An 18561-nucleotide genomic window follows, 5' to 3' on the forward strand; every position below is an offset into this window, starting at 1 on the left:
ACATATCAATAATATAACTATCTAGACTTATTAGTCTTTATATTTTTATTTAGAATATAGTTCACGGAAATACCTGTGGTGATATACCAGTCCTTGCCCCCGCTATTGCCGCGTAGTGCCCCCGGCACATCCATTTGTTCGGGTGTATTTTGATCAGTTCGCGTAATGCCATTCCCGAAATAGCGAGCCGCTGGCGTCGACAGCCTAGCTACGCTCACGTAAGTAGTGCTCACATCATCCAGATAGTCGGTGAAGGTTTTGCGCCAACCCAGTTCCACGCCTACATCCATGTTCTTGGCCACTTTTAGGCGCACACCAGCGCCGAAAGGAATGGCTAACTGCGCGCGGTGGTAGTAACGGCCCTCTGTGCGTAGCGGCTGCAACTCCACTTGGGCGTCCGGTTTGAGGCCAGCCGGTACGGTACCACCATCCACGGTACCTTTCGGATTGAAATGAAAGCCGGCTATGCCCCCAAACACGTAGGGCACGATGGGCATACGGTTCACCGCCTGGCTGTGATTAGGCACCAGATCGAAGATACCTACTACCGATAGCTCCTGTATATTACTTGTGAAGTTTAGGTTGCGGTAGTAGCGGTACGCAGCTTCCTTGCCAGCAGCCTGTTGATCGGAGCCGGTGATGCGCCCAAACGACAAAGCGCCACGCACCGATACGTAAGGCGTTAGGCGTTGCGTAACGTGGAAGCCAAACCCTGGTCTCACGGCTGCCATACGTACGCTGGCAAAGCTAACGCGGGGCGTCAGGTCGCCAAAGTAGTTGAAGGCGCTCAGGCTAGCTCCAACCGAAAGGTACTGATTGGCTTTGGTGAAGGACTGCGCCTGAGCAGCAGGTGCTGTGCCCAGACCAGCCGCAGTCAGCAAAAAAAATAGGTAGTCTTTTTTCATAGCAGGAAAGAATGTTGGAAGGCGAAAAAGCAGAATGGAAGTATTCTATGAACAGCTCGTTACGCCGCGAGTCATCGTCGTATCGATTCTTGGTTAGCTTCTATCCTACCCTCCAAAGAGTAGGCTGAACTCATCGTGGGTTGGGGTATCACAAATGAGGCCGCAATTACCTAGCCCGTTGATTCACTCGCTTGTTAAGAAACCATTAGCTTCTCCATTGTCGACTGCCTCTTATCAAATCCTTTCTACCTAAAAGTAAAAGAGTACCATTTCGGTCTTTGCACTTTATACAAAAGCCCCTTGCGGAGGCAGTAGGTACACAGGGTACTTTCTGCCTCCACAAGGGGCTTGCACACAGCACTGGCTTTTGCCGCCGTTCTTACCAAATCTTCGCCCGGTCCTCGGCGTTGCGCACCATCTTCTGGCCGGGCTGGCAACCAAAGGCGTCGTAAAACTGTGGCATGTTCATGAGTGGCCCGATGGTGCGGTACTGGCCGGGGGAGTGGGGGTCGGTGAGGATTTGCTGGCGCAGGGCTTCGGGCCGAATATTGGTGCGCCGCAATTGCGCCCAACTCAGGAAAAAGCGCTGCTCGGGCGTGAAGCCGTCGTAGCGCGGGCGGGGCTGGTTACCGTATTTCTGCTGGAGCTGCTTTTGCAGGGCATCGTAGACGATGGTAAGGCCGGAGAAATCGGCCAGGTTCTCGCCCATGGTCAGCTTGCCGTTCACGTACACCGAATCGAGGGGCGAGAAGGCCGAATATTGCGTGCCTACCACAGCGGCGCGCCGGGTGAACTCCTCGCCGTCGGCTTTGGTCCACCAGTCGCGCAGGTTGCCCTCCGAGTCGTACTGCCGGCCCTGGTCGTCGAAGGCGTGGGTCATTTCGTGGCCCATCACGCCGCCAATGGCGCCGTAGTTCACCGCATCGTCGGCCTTGGGGTCAAAGAATGGCGGTTGGAGGTAGCCGGCCGGGAACACGATTTCGTTCATGGCTGGGCTATAGTAGGCGTTGATGGTCGGCGGCGTCATGCCCCACTCGGTGCGGTCGATGGGCCGGCCGTACTTTTCCACGTTGCGGGCGTAGTTCCACTGCCGGGCAGCCAGCACGTTTTGCAGGTAGGACTCACGCGAGATATTCAGCGCGGAGTAATCCTTCCACTTATCGGGGTAGCCGATTTTCACGCGCAGGGCGTTCAGCTTTTTCAGGGCCTCGGTTTTGGTGGCGCTGCTCATCCAGGTGTTGGACTGAATGTGCTCGGCCATCGACGCCTTGATGTTGGCTAGCATATCCAAGGCCTTCTGTTTGGCCTCCGGCGAAAAGGCTTTATCCACATATAGCTGCCCGAAAGCTTCGCCTAAAGTGCCATCGGTGGCGGCTAGCATGCGTTTCCAGCGAGTAGGCTGCTGCTTGGTGCCACTCTGCACCTGCTGAAACCGGAACGCGGCATCGGAGTAGGCTTGGGGCAGCGCCGACGTAACAGATGATACCAGCTGCCACGTGAGGTAGGTTTTCTGCTCTAGCAGCGGCGTGCTTTGCAGCACCGTGTTCAGCTCCTGAAAGAAGGCCGGCTGCCCCACAATCACCTCTTGCACGGCGCCCAGGCCGTTTTGTTTCAGCATGTCGCCGAGGCCCACAGCAGGGTAGGCGCGGTCAAACTCCGCCAGCGGCATCTTATTGTAGTTGGCGTAGGGGTCGCGCAGCTCCACGCGGCTTTTGCTGGCGCGGGCCAGGCGCGTTTCCAGGGCCAGCACGTTGGCCGCTCTCTGCCGGGCCGTAGCGGGTGCATTGCCCAGCAGTTCAAACACCGTCGTCATATACTCTACGTAGGCGTTGCGCACGGTGGTAGAGCGGACGTCGTCTTTGAGGTAGTAGTCGCGGTCGGGCATGCTCAAGCCGCCCTGGTTCAGGTTCACGGCATAGACCGAGCTGTTTTTGCGGTCGGGACTGACACCGGCACGGAAGTAGGCGCCCGTGCCCAGTGTTTGCTGGTGGGCCAGCTCCCGGCGCAATGCGTCGCGGCTGATGATGGCGTCGATGCGGCGCAGCTCGGGTTGCAAGTACTTTAACCCGGCGCGGTCCAGCCCCACTGAATCCATACCAGAGGCGTAGTAGTCGCCTACCTTTTGCAGGTTGGAGCCCTTAGAAGCGCGAGTGTTGGCGGCATCTTCCAGAATCTGCTTCAGCAGCGCCTGCGTCCGGTCGCCGAGCAGGTTGCGCGGCCCCCAGCTAGAGGCATAGGCCGGAATGGGGTTGTTGCGTAACCAATTGCCACCGGAGTAGTGAAAGAAATCGTCGCAGGGCGATACGGTGGTGTCCAGATCGGCCACATCGAGGCCTACGCCAGGAAGTATGGGGCCTGCGGCTTTGGCCGCGGCGGTGGTAGCGGTAGCGTTGGTTGCCGTGCGGTAGCTACCAGCGCAGCCTGCCAGCACGGCCGCCGCTGTCAGGTAAGACAGTAAAGGTTTATTCATCATCAGAACAAGATACGAAACTGTTCCAATGACTCTTTTGAGCGGCGCAGGCTGCGCTACATCTCGAAAATCGGCAATCAGCCCACGCTTGCCCTACCTGACTGCAATGGTGACGAAGTAAAAGTTTAGAACATCTCGTAGCAATAGTAGTCGCGGAGACGGAAGATCAAGCCGTCTTTCAATTCAAACACCCGGCAAAAGTAACCGGTCAGGATTTGCCCAGGCACCACACGCTGGTTGCGGATGCTCATCTCACCGCGCCAGCGAATCTCCGCTACCACCGTGTTGTCGTTGCTAGTCACGAAGTTCCAACCGGCCAGCTCCTGCCGGGACAGTAGCTCCCGACCGTGGCGGATACCGTCTATAATGCCTTCAAAGTCGCGGCGCAGGCCCTGCTTGTTATGCAGATTCGGAAACTCAATCTCTTCTACTTCTGGATGCAATACCGGCGTGTAGGCAGCATGGTCGATTACGCAGGACTCTGCTAGCTGTAAGAATTGTTTGACTGTGTCGAGGGAAGCAGGCATGGATGGGATGTTATAAACAAAACGGGTACAATATAAGCAAGGAAAAAAGGAAGTCCTTACTCTTTTCAGACAAGATTTGCCCTTGAAATTGAGGCTGATGCGCTATGCACGACCGAGGCCCCTTCACAAACATATTGCCACGGCTATGGGTAGTACAGCAAATACTTCCGTATGCGCACGATTAAAGCCCAGCACCGCGCCGTTAGCGCCCCCATTGCCGATCTTACTACCTACAGAGCGCTGCCCACGCCGGCCGTGGAGCACATCGACCCTTTTTTGTTTCTGAATCACCACGGTCCGCAGGTGTACCGACCCGGCAACCGGGGCCTGCCTTTCGGGCCGCATCCGCACCGGGGCTTCGAAACGGTAACCTTTATCCTGGCCGGCGACATCATGCACCAAGACAGCAGCGGCCACCAAAGCGTGATTGAGGCCGGGGGCGTGCAGTGGATGACGGCCGGCAGCGGTTTGATTCATAGTGAAATATCTTCGGACCACTTCAAACAAACGGGTGGCGACCTGGAAATATTACAGCTCTGGGTGAACTTGCCGGCCCGGCACAAAATGGTGCCGCCACACTACCAGGGCTTGCAGAAAGCCGACATTCCGGAAGTGACGCTGGCCGACGGTCGGGCCCGCCTGCATGCCGTATCGGGCACCTGGGCCGGGCAGACAGGGGCGGTGCAGCCGCTGGCCGATATTCAACTGGCTACTATTGACTTAGAAGCCGGTGCCATGCTGGACTTCACCATTCCGGCTGCCCGCAGCATCTTTTTCTACACCATTCGCGGCAAGCTGCGCGTGAACGAGCAGGAAACAGAGGCCCGCACCCTTACCGAGTTCCACCACGATGGAGACGACCTGCACATCGAGGCGCTGACCGATGCCGTGCTGCTGCTGGGCCACGCCCTACCCTTCGAGGAGCCCATTGTGGCCTATGGGCCGTTTGTGATGAACACGGAGCAGGAAATTCAGCAGGCCTACCAGGATTACCGCGCCGGGCGCTTTGGTACTTGGCAGCACTAGCATGCAGAACATTACTGATAGCCACCCTACCCCGGCAGGGCTGTAAACCCTGTCGGAGCTGATCCTGATGAGTCGTTTGGTTGATTTCCTTTTTTCGTTTTTTCGCTTTTTCCTCTGTGCGCCCTCCTTCCTGTCTGCTCCTGCTTCTGCTGTGTTTTATTGCTACTCACAGCCGGGCTCAAACCCAGCGAAACCGTATTGCAGACCATAACACCCTTGGCTGGCTGGTGTATAACGGCGACAACCAGATCAGCAAGAAATGGCAGCTGCACAGCGAGTTGCAGCTACGGCGCGTGCACCTCGGTGCGGACCCGCAGCAGCTGCTGGCCCGCTTGGGTAGCATCTACCAGCTTTCCGATCGGGTGAAGGTGTCGGGTGGCTACACGCTGCTCATCACCTACCCCTATGGCGACTACCCCACCGCCGCCAGCGGCCTGAGCGAGCCGGAGCACCGGCTATATGAAGACGTGTCGCTGAAGGATGCGTTAGGGCGGTTAGAGCTCACGCACCGCCTGCGGCTGGAGCAGCGCTGGCAGGCTCAATTTGTGGAGAAATCGATAGAAAGCTGGTGGTTTCAAAACCGAATTCGCTACCAACTCAGCTTGCAGCTTCCCCTCATCGGCCCTACCCTCGACAACCACGAGCCCTACCTCACGGCCTTCGACGAAATCTTTATCAGCTTCGGGCGCAACGTGCAGAACAACGTGTTCAACCAAAACCGCCTAGCGGGCGGGGTAGGCTACCGTTTCAGCGACCATTTCCGGCTGGATGTGCAGTACCTCTATCAAATCACGCAGCACGAGGAAGACGCCCCCGGCACTAACACGCCCGTGTTTGAGTACAACCACGGCATCCGCACGGTGCTGGCCTACGATCTAGATTTCACCAAGTAAGCCCCTACCCTACCCCCACACCTTGGTGCCCTCGGTGCAGTTGCGGCACATCTCAATCTGGTCGCGGCCTTTGAGTAGGGCCGCACGGAACCGGCGGTACTTCTCGCCCTGCCAGAGCTGGCGAAAGGTCTGCGTTTTCAGGTCGCCGAGGCGGTATTCGGCATCCTTGTCGAAGCAGCAGGGTACTACCAGGCCGTCCCAGGTAATCACACAGGAGTGCCACATTTTCCAGCAGTGATTCAGCAGGCGGTTTTTCAGGCTGAAAGTGCCGTTGCCGTTATTCTGGTAGCGCGAGTAGTAATCGATGGTAGGGATAAGGGGCGAGCCGTTGTGGTAGTCATAGATCTGGGCGGTTTTAAACCACACGTCATCCACGCCCATCTCGTGGGCCATGCGCCGGGCATCCTCAATCTGGTGCTCGTTGGGGCGCACCACCAAAAACTGAAACACGATGCGCGGCGTGCTCGATTTCAGCTCCTTACGCCACCGTACCACGTTGCGGGTGCCTTCCAATACCTTGTCGAGCTTGCCGCCTACCCGGTACTGCTGATACACCTCCTGGGTGGTGCCGTCGAGGGAGATGATAAGGCGGTCGAGGCCCGACTCTACGGTGCGGCGGGCGTTTTTGTCGTTGAGGTAGTGGGCGTTGGTGCTGGTAGCTGTGTAAATACCTTTGGCCGCGGCGTACTGCACTAAGTCCAGAAACTCGGGGTGCAGGTAGGGCTCCCCCTGAAAGTAGAAGATCAGGTACCACAGCCGCGAGGCCACCTCATCAATGGTGCGCCGAAACAGATCCGCCGGCAGCATGCCGGTAGGCCGCGTGAAGGAGCGCAGGCCGCTGGGGCACTCGGGGCAGCGCAGGTTGCAGCTGGTGGTCGGCTCGAATGATAGGGCCATAGGTAGGCCCCAGTGCCGGGCTTTGCCGGTGAGCTTGCTGAGCACATAGCCCCCTACCACTTGCCCGGTGTTTAGCACACGGCGGGGCGTGGTTTTGGAAAGCAGCGTAAGCGCGTCGCGCACCAGTGAAGTCATAGAGGAAAGCAAAAGTCGGGAAAGCAACTGAAAGCAGCCTGCCCTATCACCAGTGGGTAGGGGCAGAAATGAACAGTGCCTTCTCAACCCGAGAAGGCACTGTTAGTTTTAATAACGCTGCGCAAACTGCGTAAGGCAGCCCGGTTTCAAAGGGCTACTTACCTGCCGAACTTGCCGGCATAATACCGGAATACGTACCAGCCTTCCCAAACGACTCCTTAATCTCATCGACGGCGGCGCGGCTGCTCAGGCGCTTCGGCTTGGTATTAAGGAAGGTCCCATCCTCAGCCAGCAGAATGTACGTGGGCACGTCCTGCACGCCGTAGGCGCGGGCTATAGCGGCCTTCATGCCGCCATTGGCGCGCACGTGCACACCCGGCAGCTTGCGGCTGATAACCAGTTGCTTCCAGGCGCCTTCGTTTTCATCCAGCGCCACATTCAGGAACACAATATCCTTGCCCTCAAACTTTTTGGCTAGCTCCACGGCGTAGGGTAGGTCGCGCAGGCTGAGGCCGCTGGTGGTGCGCCAGAAGTTGACGTATACCAACTTGCCTGCAAAATCCCGCAGCGAAACGGAGTCGCCTTGGGCAGTGCGCAGGTGAAACTCGGGGGCCGGCGAGCCGATAGCGAAGGTTTTGTGCAGGTTGAAATCCTGTACCAGAATGGGGTAATACTGATTATCCTTGTCGATTTTCCGGAAGTCTTCCAGCATGGCCGCCGACTGCTTCACGTGCCCAAACCGAAACGACTCCTGCAACACCCGCCCCAGGATAATGGGCTTTACGGGGCCGCTCAGCTTCTGCTTGGCTAGGTCGTAGCATACCAGGTAGAAATCGGGGTCAGTGCGCTGGTGCTTGTCGGCGGTAGCCAGATAGTGCACGTAGTTGAGCAGGAATTCCTGGTATAGCTCGTTTTGCGTGGCCGAGGGGTTTTCGATCAACGCTTTATCATTCAGGAAATCATAGTACGTGGGCGACATTTTCAGGCGGCCCTCTGTGTTTACTACCTGCTCGCGCAAATCCGGGAACGTGAGCCGGTCGTTGGCGTAGCTGTACGTGATGGTGGCCTTGGCGTAGTCGCGGAAGGCTTTCGACATATCTACCCCCTCGGTGCCCCGCTCCATAAACTTCTCTTCCTGCTTGCGGCGATAGTCCAGAAATGACAGGAAAGGCGCTTCGTAAAGCATAATATTATCGGGCAGCACCTGAAAACCGTCGTTTTCCACAAACGATGCATCCACTTCCGATAAGTAGCTGTTCGCCTCGGCGCCCTTGCCTTTGTACTTAACGGAAGAGGCCAGATCGTTGCCTTTGAAACGCACATCGAGCGCGTAGCCGGGCTCCAAGAAGAGGTCGGTCACGTCATCGTTATATACCAGGTCGGCGCGGGTAGGGCCGTTCACTTTCAGCGCCAGCCGGAACTCCCCTTTGTCGCTAACGGGCGCGTAGGTGATCTGCTCTTTAGGGTCGAGCGGGTTTTCGCGTAGCGATACGGCCACCGAGTCGGCCGTGCGCCCACTGATTTTGCCTGTGATAACAACGGTACCCTGGGCCTGACTGGCGAAGGAGGCCAAGCACCCTACAAATAGGGATAGAAAGGAAGAAGCGCGGAAGGAGAGCATCGGGCGGAGAAGTCTGACAGAAGACTAAAAAACCAACATCATTATTTTGTCCTACCGTATCATGAAATAGACCATATAAGCAATGGTATTCGCGGTAAAAGACAATTATTTAATCGAAGATACTAGACTTCTATATAGGATATTCAATCCGAACGAAGTCTTTTTTCGTAACCCCGGCACCATCGATACGTTTCGCTAGCGCCGCAGTTGTTGCTTGTCAACAATAGTAATGCCACGGCTGCTACGCCGTGGCATTACTTTATTGATAGCACGCAATTTTATTTAACCAAACAGACCACTCAGCACCTCATCGAGGCGGCCAGCGGGCTGCACCCGAATACCGTAGCGGGCTAGATCTAGGCCGCGGGCGTTGAACTGAGAAATGTACATTTCAGCAAACCCTAGCTTTTCGGCCTCACCCAAGCGTTGATCGAGCCTGCTTACGGCCCGGATTTCGCCGCTTAGTCCTACTTCCGCCGCCAAGCACACCTCACCGCGAATCGGGATATCGTTGAGGGAACTGACCACGGCGGCGCATACGGCCAGGTCCAGGGCGGGGTCGTCGAGACGCAAGCCGCCGGCAATGTTCAGAAACACGTCGTGCTGACCCAGTCGCAGGCCCGAGCGCTTTTCCAGCACGGCCAGCAGCATTTGCAGCCGCTTGCTGTCGAAGCCCGTAGCCGAGCGCTGGGGCGTGCCGTAGGTAGCAGGCGTCACGAGGGCCTGCACCTCCACCAGCAACGGGCGGTTGCCTTCTAGGGTAGCCCCAATGGCCATGCCACTTAGCTCCTCGCCGTGGCGCTGGGAAAGCAGGATTTCCGAGGGGTTGCTCACTTGCCGTAGCCCGGCGCCCTGCATCTCGTAAATACCTAACTCAGAGGTAGATCCAAAGCGGTTTTTGGTGGTGCGTAGGATGCGGTAACTCAGGTGCCGGTCGCCCTCAAACTGCAACACAGTATCCACCATGTGCTCCAGGATTTTGGGGCCGGCAATACTGCCGTCTTTGGTGATGTGGCCGATGAGCATCACCGGCACGCCGGTTTCCTTTGCGTACTTCAGCAGCTCGGCGGTGCATTCGCGCACTTGGCTCACCGAGCCCGCCCCCGACTCTACCAGCCCCGAGTGCAGGGTTTGGATGGAGTCGATGATGAGGATGTTGGGCTGAAGCTGGTCAATCTGCTTGAAGATGTTCTGGGTGTTGGTTTCGGTGAGGATGTAGCAGCCGGGGTGCTGGTCGCCCAGCCGTTCGGCGCGCATCTTGATCTGCTGCTCGCTTTCCTCGCCCGACACGTAGAGCACCTTCAACCGCCTGAGCGACATGGCAATCTGCAACATCAGCGTGCTTTTGCCGATGCCCGGCTCCCCGCCGATGAGCACCAGCGAGCCGGGCACAATGCCACCGCCCAGCACCCGGTTCAGCTCGCCATCCTGGGTGGCAATGCGGGCTTCTTCCTCGTAGTGAATCTCGCTTACGGGCCGGGGCTTGGCCACTTTGCTGAGGGTAGGCGCCGCGGTAGGCGGCTTCCAGGAGCCCGCCACTTTGGTGTCTTCTTTCTGTACCACTTCTTCCACGTAGGTATTCCACTCGCCGCAGCTGGGGCAGCGGCCGATCCACTTCACGGATTGTGCCCCACAGTTCTGGCAGAAATAAAGGGTTTTGATCTTGGCCATTGACTACTGAATGTGAACTACTATAACTGGTAAGAGCCGCTAAAAAGTTTGGCAAGAAACGGCTTTTTAGCAGACACCTTTTGGCACCGTTCCTATCCGCGTAGCCTATTAGGATTATAGCCTACTTCGCTGCAAGTCAGGATTGTTGTTTATAGTCAGCTTATGATGGTTTGCGCACACCATATGAATATTTATATGCTTCTATTACCCGTCTTTCCCATATTGATACAAAAGACCATTAGCTTCACGACCGTGCTAAACTATTTTATTTATATTTTTTCATAAAAAATATGACTTATATAAATCTAAAATAAAATATAAATAATTACATTATTAGCAACATCATAAAACATATAAATTACTGATTTATAATATATTAAGTAAGAAACATTAACTTATCCAGTTAGCAGCTAGATGTATACTATATAGCACAATACCCTATTTTCACAGCACTTCTATTTTGGTCAATATTATCCTTTTATCCTATTTTTGTACAGAAATAAATAAAACCTCCCAAATGGGGAATTTATAAATTCCTTCTACCTTATCTTATGAATCACGCTTACTGCTTTTGGCTGGGGTTATCTCTCAGCGCGTTTGCTTTTAACGCTCACGCTCAGGCGGTAGGCGTTGGCACTACTACCCCCGACGCTAACGCGGCGCTGGACATTTCTGCGGGTGCTAATAGCAACAAAGGTCTATTAATCCCGCGCATGACGCAGGCCCAGCGTACGGCTGTCACTACCACTTCGGAAGGAATGCTAGTGTATCAGACCAATGGTACTCAACCGGGTTTCTGGTATTTTTCTAGCGGTGCTTGGGTAGCACTACCTTCAGGCCAGGCTACCAGTTCAGCCTGGCAGCGCAGCGGTAATACGGGTACTGATCCGGGTACCAACCCGGGAGTGGAAGGAAATACTAGTCCCGGCACCGACTTCATAGGTTCTACTGATAACAAAGATTTGGTATTCCGAACTGGTAATACTGAACGCTTGCGCATCACTACCGACGGTAGCCTGTACAGCCGCTCTACCTACGGCCTGATCCTAAATGCCAGTGATGCGCCCCTGATTACCCGTGGTTGGGACAAATTCACAAGCGGCGCTTATGCTGGCTTAGGCCGTTGGGGAATATTTATGCGTGCTAGCTCGCTATCCTCGGGCATTCCGGATGAAGGAGGCAAAACGTTTAGCTGGGTGACGTGGTCAGCAAATTCCACTATCAGTAAAAACCTGATGACCCTAACTCAGACCGGTAATTTGGGTTTGGGAACTGATGCCCCCGCCATTCGACTTAGCATTGTAGGAACAGGAGCTGCAAACCCCAATGCAACCGGCACTACGCAGAGCGGCGGCCATATTGCCCGTTTTCGCGATAATGGCAGTGTGAGCCTGGATTTGGGTAGCAGCGGCACCAACGGCAACTGGCTACAGAGCACCAACCCTACCGATCTGAGCACCAACTATGCTCTTAAGCTGAACCCCAACGGCGGTAATGTAGGAATTGGCCTAAATGGTACCACCGCTCCTACCAGCACGCTGAGCGTGGGCGGCGCTGTAGCCATTCCGTATGTAACTACCGGTACTGCTACCAGCTTAATCTTGGATAATACGCATCAGACGGTGCGGCGCTTGGCGGCCTGCACAACCATCACTGTACCTCAGGCCAGCACCTGCCCCGGACGCCTGTATACTATTATTAATGCCAGTAATGCTGCTTCCAACGTTGCGCTCAATGTGAGTACCTCCGGAAATATTTACGACGACGTAACCAACACCAACCTTTCTTCACTAGCTGCGGGCAACCGCATCTCGATTCAGAGTGATGGTACGGACTGGATTGTAATCGGACGCTAGTCGCAGGATGTTGCTACTCTCCATGGATCCCATGAAACAGCTCTATCCTACGCTACTACTGGCCTTGCTGGCCGGTCCGTTGGCTGCCCAAACGCTCACCAACAACGGCGGCATCCTGACAGTGCAGCAGGGCGCAACGTTATATATTCCGGGTGCGCTCGATAACAAAGCGAGTAGCACACTCACCAATGCGGGCACACTTTGGGTAGCGGGTAACCTCACCAACGCGGGCACAGTAGCTTCGTCGGGGCTGGTACTGCTGAGCGGAACCACGGCCCAAACGCTGACGCCAGGCGGCGCTAGCGTAGCCCAACTGGAAGTGAACAACACCAGCGCCCAAGGCGTGAGCGTGCCCACCGATTTGGGCATCACTCAACAGCTGAAGCTAACTGCAGGCATGGTACGAACCGCGGCCAACGCCATCATCAGCCTAACCAACGAGGCCAGTGTAAGTGGTGAGGCTACTGGCCGCTACGTGCAAGGCAACCTGCGCGTGACGCGTACTAACGTGACTAGCGCCACTAACTTCACCAACAGCGCTACCATTGGTGGTAACGGGCAGAACCTGGGCCAGGTGACGGTGACGCGCACCGCCGGCCTGGCTACGGCCGGTACCAGCTATGGCACCTTCGGTAACAACAAAAGCATTGACCGAATCTGGACCGTGACGACGAGTACGGCGCCTACCGGTGCCGTGCCCATCACGCTGGCCTGGCTGCCCGACAATGACAACGGCCTCACCGATTTTTCTCGCGTTCTGATTTGGCGGCAGGCTACGGCCACTGCTCCTTGGAACGGGGCGGGGGCCGCCGCGGACGCCTCCACTACCCGCAGCATCAGCACCACTACCACCAGCTTTGACCGTCTGACAATCAGCAATCAAAGCAATCCTCTGCCCGTGGAACTGACTCGGTTCTCGGCCGAGCGCCGCGCCAACGATGCCTGGCTGAGTTGGGCGACGGCATCAGAAAAAAACAGCGCCCACTTCGACGTGGAAGTGAGTGTGGATGGACAAAAATTTCAGAAGGTGGCTGAGGTAGCCGGCCAGGGTACTACCAGCCAGCGCACCAACTATACCTACACGGATAGTCGTGTGGCCCGCTACGACGCACCGCTGCTATACTACCGTCTGCGCCAAGTAGATACAGATGGCACAACCTCCTACTCGACGGTGCAAATCTTGACGGTGAGCACAGCGGCGCAAACTTTGGCCGTACAGCCGTTTCCTAACCCATTCGGCCAGTCGTTAGTAGCGCGCATTCTGGCACCGCAGGCGGGCATTGCTACCCTAACGCTAACCGATGCTACGGGCCGCACGCTGTGCACCCGGCAACTGGCCCTACCCAGTGGAACTTCCGACATATCATTACCGGAAGTAGCTAGCTTTCCGACTGGCATTTATTTTCTGGCTATTCAGCAAGCTGCTGCCCGTCGCATGGTGCGGGTAGTGAAGCAGTAGGCTACGACTAGCTTACAGTACACCCAACGGCCCGGCTACCACATTGGTAGCCGGGCCGTTGGGTGTACTGTAAGCTAGACATATTGCCCAAAAGATTGTTCTTGCTCTGAATACTCGCTGTAGACGTTCTTACAGACACGCTAGCAGTCAACCGCATATTCAGAATAAGTAAGCCATGGTAACCTCCACCGCCAACCTCACGGTTATTACGGCCTTCGCCGATCTACCTGCCGAAGTACTCGACTGGCTGCACGCTCACGGCGAAATACGGGAATACCCAAGTGGCGCCGAAACGATGACGCCCGGCGCGCCCATTGATTACCTGCTGGCCGTGCTGCGCGGTGGCATTCAGTATTTTTCGGTGCAAAATGGGCAGCGCGAGCCTAAGTTTCGGGCTACGGCGGGGCAGATAACCGGGCTGCTCCCCTACTCGCGTTTGCAAGCTGGCAAAGGCTACGGCGTGACCCTGGGCGACACCACCATCTACCGCCTGCACCGCGACCAATTTGCCGCGCTAGAAAGCGTAAGCCCCGAGCTGGTACAGCGCCTGGTGGGCATGATGAGCGACCGGGTACGCGAGGAGGCCCGCTCGCAGGAGCGCGACGATAAGCTGCGCGCCCTGGGTAAGCTGTCGGCGGGGCTGGCGCACGAGCTGAATAACCCCGCCGCCGCCATTGCCCGCGCCGCCGCCAACCTGAGTGAGCAGACGGCCGCTGCGCCTACCCTGCTGCGCGCCCTGGGCGAGCATTGCCTCGACCCAGCCGCTCTTATTCAGCTGACAGCCTTGGCTACGGCCACCCCCATCGGCAACGCCACGCCCATGTCGGCGCTGGCCTGCGCCGACCGGGAGGATGAGTTGGTAGACTGGCTGGAAGACCAAGGCGTACCCGATGGCTATACGCTAGCAGCCAGCCTATTGGAAGCGGAGCTGGCTGTGCCCGAGTTAACCATTATGGCTGACCAGCTACCCCAAGCGGCTCGCCCGGCGGCCTTTGCCTGGCTGGCCAGCCACCTCACCACCCAGCGCCTGCTGCGCGATATTCAGGAGGCCGGCAGCCGCATTACGCAACTGGTGACGGACGTGAAAACCTACTCCCACATGGACCGCGGCACCGACTACGCCCCGCTCGATGTGACGGCTGGCCTGCGCAGCACGCTTAATATTCTGAGCTACCCCCTGCGGCACAAGCACATTACGGTAGTGCGCGAGTTTGCGCCCGACTTGCCCCGCGTGCGGGGGCAAGCCAGCAGCCTCAACCAAGTCTGGACCAACCTGCTCGACAACGCTATCGACGCCCTACCCGAACGAGGCGGCGAAATCACGTTGCGCACCCGGCTGGAAAACGGGTTCGTGCAGGTGTGCATCATCGATAACGGCCCTGGCATTCCGGCCGACGTGCTGCCGCGTATCTTCGAGCCGTTCTTCTCTACCAAGCAGGCCGGCGCGGGTTCGGGCCTGGGCCTCGATATTGCCCAGCGCATCATTGCCAACCACGGCGGCAAGCTGGAGGTCAGTTCCGTGCCCGGCCGCACGGAGTTTTGCGCCTGGCTGCCGGCGTAGGGGCGCGTTGTACGCGCCCGTCGTTGTTTATTCAGGTTCATTCGGTAGTTTCCTCCGAGAAATTCTGGCTTACCCTCTGCCGGGCGCGTGTTACGCACTTCCTACTCTAAACTGCCCTACCCCGCTGGGCGCGTGCAACGCGCCCCTACCCCACAACCCTAATGGCTACCGATAAAAAACCGATTATTCTTGCCGTTGATGACGACCCGCAGGTGTTGAGCGCCGTGGACCGCGACCTGCGCCGCGAGTTTCGGCGCGACTACCGCATTCTACGCGCCTCGTCCGGCGATGAGGCCCTGGAAACCATCCGCGAGCTGCACCAACGCCAGGAGCCGCTGGCCCTCATTCTGGCTGATCAGCGTATGCCTGGCCTGGAAGGGGTAGAGCTGCTGGAACAGGCGCGTGCACTCTTTCCCGATACCAAGCGCGTACTGCTCACGGCGTATGCCGATACCACGGCCGCCATCCGGGCCATCAATAACGCCCACCTCGACTACTACCTGCTCAAGCCCTGGGACCCACCGGAGGAATTGCTTTACCCCAGCCTGCGCGACTTACTGGCCGCTTGGCAGGCCACCTACCGCCCCCGTTTCGAGGGGCTGCGGTTGATTGGGTTTCAATGGTCGCCGCTTTCGCATGAGCTGAAAGACTTTCTGGCCGGCTACATGGTGCCCTACCAGTGGCTCGACTACGAGAACAACCCCGATGCGGAAGGCCTGCTGGCCGGCACCGAGTACGCCGCTGCCGATTTGCCGGTGGTTATTTTTGAGGATGGCACCGCCCTGGCCCGGCCCGAGCGGGCGGCCATTGCCACCAAAATAGGCTTGGCATCCAAGGCCGCGCAGGAGCTATACGATGTGGTGGTGGTAGGCGCCGGGCCGGCTGGGCTGGCCGCCGCCGTATATGGCGCTTCGGAAGGATTGAAAACGCTGGTAATTGAGCGTCAAACCCCTGGTGGCCAGGCCGGCACTAGCACCCGCATCGAAAACTACTTGGGCTTTCCGACAGGCCTGAGCGGTGCCGAGCTGACCCACCGCGCCTGGATGCAGGCCACCCGCCTGGGTGCCGAGCTGCTGGCCCCGCAGGAAGTACAGGAAATGTGCGTGCAGGATGGCTACTATAAAGTACTGACCCTGACCGACGGCAGCGAAATCCGCACCCGCGCCGTGGTGCTGACCACCGGCGTGAGCTACCGCCAGCTGCAAGTGCCCGGTATGGACCGCCTCAACGGCGCGGGCATCTACTACGGCGCCGCCCGTACCGAGGCGCGCTCCTGCGAGGCCCGCGACGTGTACATTGTGGGCGGCGGCAACTCGGCAGGGCAAGCTGCTATGTACCTGGCCACCTACGCCCGCCACGTCTACATCCTGATTCGGGGTGAGTCGTTGGCGGCCAGCATGTCGGCCTACCTGATTGAGCAGATCGGCGACACGGCCAACATCACCATTATGCCCTACACGCAGGTACAGGAGGTGCGCGGAGAGGGACATTTGGAAGAAGTCGTTATCAACAACAATGGCCAAGTAGAAGCGCGCGAGGCGCAGGCGCTGTTTATCTTCATCGGCACTAAGCCTAGCACCGAGTGGATACAGGATAGCGTGATTTGCGACCCCAAAGGATTCTTGCTCACCGGCCGCGACCTGGTGGCCGACCCGCGCTACCCCCAGGCCTGGAAGCACAACCGGGAGCCCTACCTGCTCGAAACCTGCGTGCCCGGCGTATTCGCGGCCGGCGACGCCCGCACCGGCGCCATGGCCCGCGTGGCCTCGGCGGTGGGCGAGGGCTCAATGGCCATTAAGTTCGTGCACCAGTATCTGGATGAGTAGGGTAGGAAACGCGGGAATTTGCCCGTCATACTAAACGGAATCCGGAACGTCATTCCGTGACGAAAGTGCAAGGAAACGCGAAAATAGCGTGGGTGTCAGATTGTCCGGTGGCGGTGCGCTACACACGGTTTTGTGGAAACGGCTGGCGGCGGCTCACTCTTTCTATTTATTCTTCCGAAACACAACACTATGCTGCCCGGTATAGATGGCACCGTCGCCATAACGCCGACGGCTTCTTGCATGGCTGATTTTACAATTTCCCGGCTGGCCGTCGGGCTACTGCTGGGCGCCCTGGCAGCGGCCACCACAAGTTGCGACCTGCTCGAATTTAGCCCGAATGACACCCGCGCCCCCGCTTCGGAGCGCGACCTGACGCGCAAAAACCTGGCGGCTCTGGCCCAGCAGCCCGTGCCCACCAGCGGCGACACGCTCCGTTTTGTGTTCACCTCCGACTCGCAACGTTATTACGACGATGTTCCGCCCCTGGTAGCCAGCATCAACCAACAGCGCGGCTTGGCGATGGTGCTGGTAGGCGGCGATATTTCCGATTTCGGTCTGGCTCGGGAAATGCGCTGGGTGAATGATGAATTCAAGAAGCTGAACGTGCCCTACCTCACGGTGGTGGGTAACCATGATTTGACGCAGAACGGGCGCGAGGCCTACCAGAAAATATTTGGTCCGCTGAACTACTCGTTCACCTACGCCGGCACGCGCTTTATCCTAGTAAACACCAACGGCCGCGAGTATGAGTTCAATGGCCATGTGCCCGATGTGCCCTGGCTGCAACAGCAGCTAGCCGATACGGTAGGCGTGCGCCGCCAAGTGGTGATGGCTCATGTACCGCCCGACGACGGCGACTTCGACACGGCCGTAACACCCGCTTACACCAGTGCGCTGGAGCAGGCGCCGCGCCTGGTGCTGCACCTCACCGGCCACAACGATAAATTCTACGTACGCCAGCCCGTTCCAGGGCGCGTCACCTACATCAGCGGCTACAGTGTGGCGCAGCGCAACTATTTGGTGCTCACGCTTTGGGGTCGGCATCAGTACAAGCTTGAAACCATTTCGTATTAGTATGCGGCACACAGCTACTCTTTTCGCGGGGCTGCTACTGAGCGGCTGGTCAGCCACGGCGCAATCCACCGAGGGCCCTACCCCGCGCCCCTGGTACGTGCCCGACCATGCTGTGCTGCAAACTGGCGGCGGCATTGGGATGATAACGGCTGGCGCGGGCTACTCACCCAGTTCGCATCCGCACCGCTTCGATGCCGATGTGTTGGTGGGCTACGTGCCGGCGCGCTACACTGGACACCGGGCCTTTGCCATTTTCACGGCTAAAGCTACGTACTCGCCGTTTTCGGTGCGGCTGGCGGAGCGGTGGCGCCTACTACCCTTGTCAGTGGGCGGGCTGGTGAACTATACGCCTGCTGCCCAGATCAACCGCAACAGCGCCGACAAATACGGCTACCGTGGCTACTATTGGTGGACGCCTACCCTGCGCGCCGGGGCCTTTTTGGGTAGCCGGGTAGCCCTGGTACTACCCCGCGCTACCGGCGGCAAGCGCGACGTTTCGCTTTATTATGAACTGGGCACCAATGATTTATACCTAGTGAGTTATCTACCCAACCATAAAGGCCTAAGTCTGGATCAGATACTGACCTTGGGCGTGGGCGTGGGGGTGGATTTATAGGTTGCTTAATACTGATTCAACAAT

The 18561-nt window shown here is 57.7% G+C and carries 14 protein-coding genes; 8 read left to right on the top strand and 6 right to left on the bottom strand.

Going from position 1 to position 18561, the window contains the following annotated elements:
• Positions 1–17 precede the first annotated feature (17 nt).
• The 3 genes from J4D97_RS05535 to J4D97_RS05545 form a co-directional block, all read right to left on the bottom strand.
• The gene (locus J4D97_RS05535) at positions 18–905 is read right to left on the bottom strand and encodes a DUF6089 family protein (RefSeq protein ID WP_208306714.1); all 888 of its coding nucleotides are present in this window, start codon (positions 903–905) and stop codon (positions 18–20) included.
• Positions 906–1284: 379 nt separating this feature from the next.
• Entirely contained in the window at positions 1285–3378 is a 2094-nt protein-coding gene (locus tag J4D97_RS05540; protein ID WP_208306715.1) for a M13 family metallopeptidase, read from the bottom strand.
• Between the two features lie 122 nt (positions 3379–3500).
• Positions 3501–3902 (bottom strand): nuclear transport factor 2 family protein, encoded by a 402-nt coding sequence (locus J4D97_RS05545; RefSeq protein WP_208306716.1) that lies wholly within the window; start codon positions 3900–3902, stop codon positions 3501–3503.
• Positions 3903–4073: 171 nt separating this feature from the next.
• Here J4D97_RS05545 and J4D97_RS05550 point away from each other — a divergent pair, with 171 nt between their 5' ends.
• Both J4D97_RS05550 and J4D97_RS05555 read left to right on the top strand, forming a co-directional pair.
• On the top strand, positions 4074–4928 hold the full coding sequence (locus J4D97_RS05550) for a pirin family protein (protein ID WP_208306717.1): 855 nt from the start codon (positions 4074–4076) through the stop codon (positions 4926–4928).
• A gap of 116 nt (positions 4929–5044) precedes the next feature.
• Entirely contained in the window at positions 5045–5821 is a 777-nt protein-coding gene (locus tag J4D97_RS05555) for a DUF2490 domain-containing protein (protein ID WP_347879325.1), read from the top strand.
• A gap of 9 nt (positions 5822–5830) precedes the next feature.
• Here the strand turns inward: J4D97_RS05555 and J4D97_RS05560 are convergent, their stop codons facing one another.
• The 3 genes from J4D97_RS05560 to radA form a co-directional block, all read right to left on the bottom strand.
• Positions 5831–6853 carry an SPASM domain-containing protein gene (locus J4D97_RS05560; protein WP_208306718.1) on the bottom strand — a complete coding sequence of 341 codons (1023 nt, stop codon included), beginning with the start codon at positions 6851–6853 and terminating at the stop codon, positions 5831–5833.
• Between the two features lie 154 nt (positions 6854–7007).
• On the bottom strand, positions 7008–8474 hold the full coding sequence (locus J4D97_RS05565; protein WP_208306719.1) for a TlpA family protein disulfide reductase: 1467 nt from the start codon (positions 8472–8474) through the stop codon (positions 7008–7010).
• 282 nt (positions 8475–8756) lie between these two features.
• On the bottom strand, positions 8757–10145 hold the full coding sequence (gene radA / locus J4D97_RS05570) for a DNA repair protein RadA (RefSeq protein ID WP_185281655.1): 1389 nt from the start codon (positions 10143–10145) through the stop codon (positions 8757–8759).
• A gap of 551 nt (positions 10146–10696) precedes the next feature.
• Here radA and J4D97_RS05575 point away from each other — a divergent pair.
• The 6 genes from J4D97_RS05575 to J4D97_RS05600 all read left to right on the top strand — a co-directional run bounded on the left by J4D97_RS05575 (position 10697) and on the right by J4D97_RS05600 (position 18537).
• Complete coding sequence (locus J4D97_RS05575) at positions 10697–12001, top strand: hypothetical protein (protein WP_208306720.1); 1305 nt, start codon at positions 10697–10699, stop codon at positions 11999–12001.
• A 31-nt stretch (positions 12002–12032) separates the two neighbouring features.
• Complete coding sequence (locus J4D97_RS05580; protein ID WP_208306721.1) at positions 12033–13460, top strand: T9SS type A sorting domain-containing protein; 1428 nt, start codon at positions 12033–12035, stop codon at positions 13458–13460.
• 175 nt (positions 13461–13635) lie between these two features.
• Positions 13636–15021: a sensor histidine kinase gene (locus J4D97_RS05585; RefSeq protein WP_208306722.1), complete on the top strand. Its 1386-nt coding sequence runs from the start codon at positions 13636–13638 to the stop codon at positions 15019–15021.
• Positions 15022–15182: 161 nt separating this feature from the next.
• Positions 15183–16847, top strand: a complete 1665-nt coding sequence (locus tag J4D97_RS05590) for an FAD-dependent oxidoreductase (protein ID WP_208306723.1) — start codon at positions 15183–15185, stop codon at positions 16845–16847.
• Positions 16848–17087: 240 nt separating this feature from the next.
• Positions 17088–17921 (top strand): metallophosphoesterase family protein, encoded by an 834-nt coding sequence (locus J4D97_RS05595; RefSeq protein WP_208306724.1) that lies wholly within the window; start codon positions 17088–17090, stop codon positions 17919–17921.
• A gap of 1 nt (position 17922) precedes the next feature.
• On the top strand, positions 17923–18537 hold the full coding sequence (locus tag J4D97_RS05600) for a hypothetical protein (protein ID WP_208306725.1): 615 nt from the start codon (positions 17923–17925) through the stop codon (positions 18535–18537).
• Positions 18538–18561: the final 24 nt, after the last annotated feature.

This window comes from Hymenobacter defluvii (assembly GCF_017589435.1).
Taxonomy (GTDB): Bacteria; Bacteroidota; Bacteroidia; order Cytophagales; family Hymenobacteraceae; genus Hymenobacter; species Hymenobacter profundi.